Source organism: Paracraurococcus ruber (assembly GCF_004353985.1).
In the GTDB taxonomy this organism is placed as follows: Bacteria; Pseudomonadota; Alphaproteobacteria; order Acetobacterales; family Acetobacteraceae; genus Paracraurococcus; species Paracraurococcus ruber.
This window is the reverse complement of record NZ_SMOA01000558.1, coordinates 1-1,453: the sequence shown is the minus strand read 5'-3', so window position 1 is coordinate 1,453 and position 1,453 is coordinate 1. Positions and strand designations below refer to the sequence as shown.

The 1,453-nt window shown below is 76.7% G+C and carries 1 protein-coding gene; it reads left to right on the top strand.

Annotated features, from left to right (window positions below):
* Positions 1 to 85: 85 nt before the first annotated feature.
* The coding region (locus E2C05_RS31730; RefSeq protein WP_240046984.1) for a transglycosylase domain-containing protein at positions 86 to 1,453 on the top strand (1,368 nt) is incomplete at its 3' end.

Below are 1,453 nucleotides of genomic sequence, written 5' to 3'. Positions count from 1 at the left end.
GGCGCGGCCGCCGCGGCCGGCCCCTTCCGCGCCCCCCCTTGCCCCCGCCGCGCGCCGCCGCGGCCGGCGCTGGCTGGGCTGGCTGGTGCAGGGGCTGGTCTTCGGCGGCCTCGGCCTCTTTGCCCTGCTGCTGTTCTTCGCCTGGGACCTGCCGCGGGTGGATGGCGTGCCGCAGGCCACCCGCCGCCCCTCCGTCACCCTGCTGGCGGCCGACGGCACGCTGCTGGCGACCCAGGGCGACCTGTACGGGGAGACGGTGCGGCTGCGCGACCTGCCGCCCGCCCTGCCCGCCGCGCTGATGGCGGTGGAGGACCGGCGCTTTCGCCACCACTGGGGCCTCGACCCCATCGGCCTGGCCCGCGCCGCGGTCGCCAACTGGCGCGCGGGGGAGGTGGTGCAGGGCGGCTCCACCCTGACGCAGCAATTGGCGAAGAACCTGTTCCTGACCGCCGAGCGCACCACCCGCCGCAAGGTGCAGGAGGCGCTGCTGGCGCTGTGGCTGGAGCATCGCTTCAGCAAGGACCAGCTGCTCGAGATCTACCTGAACCGCGTCTACCTGGGCGCCGGGGCCTATGGGGTGGATGCGGCGGCGCGGCTGTTCTTCGGCGTGCCGGCGCGCCGCGTCACGCTGTGGCAGGCGGCGATGCTGGCCGGGCTGCCGAAGGCGCCCTCGCGGCTGAACCCCCGCGCCTCGCCCGACCTGGCGGTGGCCCGCGCGGCGGAGGTGCTGGAGGCGATGGTGGCGACCGGCGCCATCACGACTGCGCAGATGGAGGCGGAGCTCGGCCGCATGCGGCTGCCGCCCCCGCCGTCCCGCCAGGCCGGCTGGTTCGCCGACTGGGCGCTGGAGGACCTGGCGGAGACCTTCCCGGGCAATGCCGACCTCGTGCTCCGGGCTACCCTCAATCCGCGCCTGCAGGCGGTGGTGGAGGCAAGGCTGGAAGCCCTGCTGGCCGGGCCCGGCGCCCGCGCCGGCGTCACCCAGGGCGCGGTGGTGGCGCTGGAGGCGGGCAGCGGCGCGGTGCGCGCCATGGCCGGCGGGCGGGACTTCCGCGCCAGCCAGTTCAACCGCGCCACCAGCGCCCGCCGCCAGCCCGGCTCCGCCTTCAAGCCCTTCGTCTTCCTCGCCGCGCTGGAAGCCGGCATGCGGCCGGAGGAGGATGTGCCGGACGGGCCGCTGACGCTCGGCGGCTGGTCGCCCGGCAATGGCACCTGGCGGATGCGCGGCGAGATCAGCATGGAGGAGGCGCTGGCGCAGTCGGTGAACACCGCGGCGGTGCGGGTGCTGTACCGCGCCGGCGGGCCGCGCGCGGCGGCGGCGGCGGCGCGGCGCCTCGGCCTCGATGGCCGCTTCCCGAACGACGCGTCGCTCGCGCTCGGCACCGGGGAGGTGACGCTGCTGGACCTGACGGCCGCCTATGCCCCCTTCGCCAATGGCGGCCTGCGGGTGACG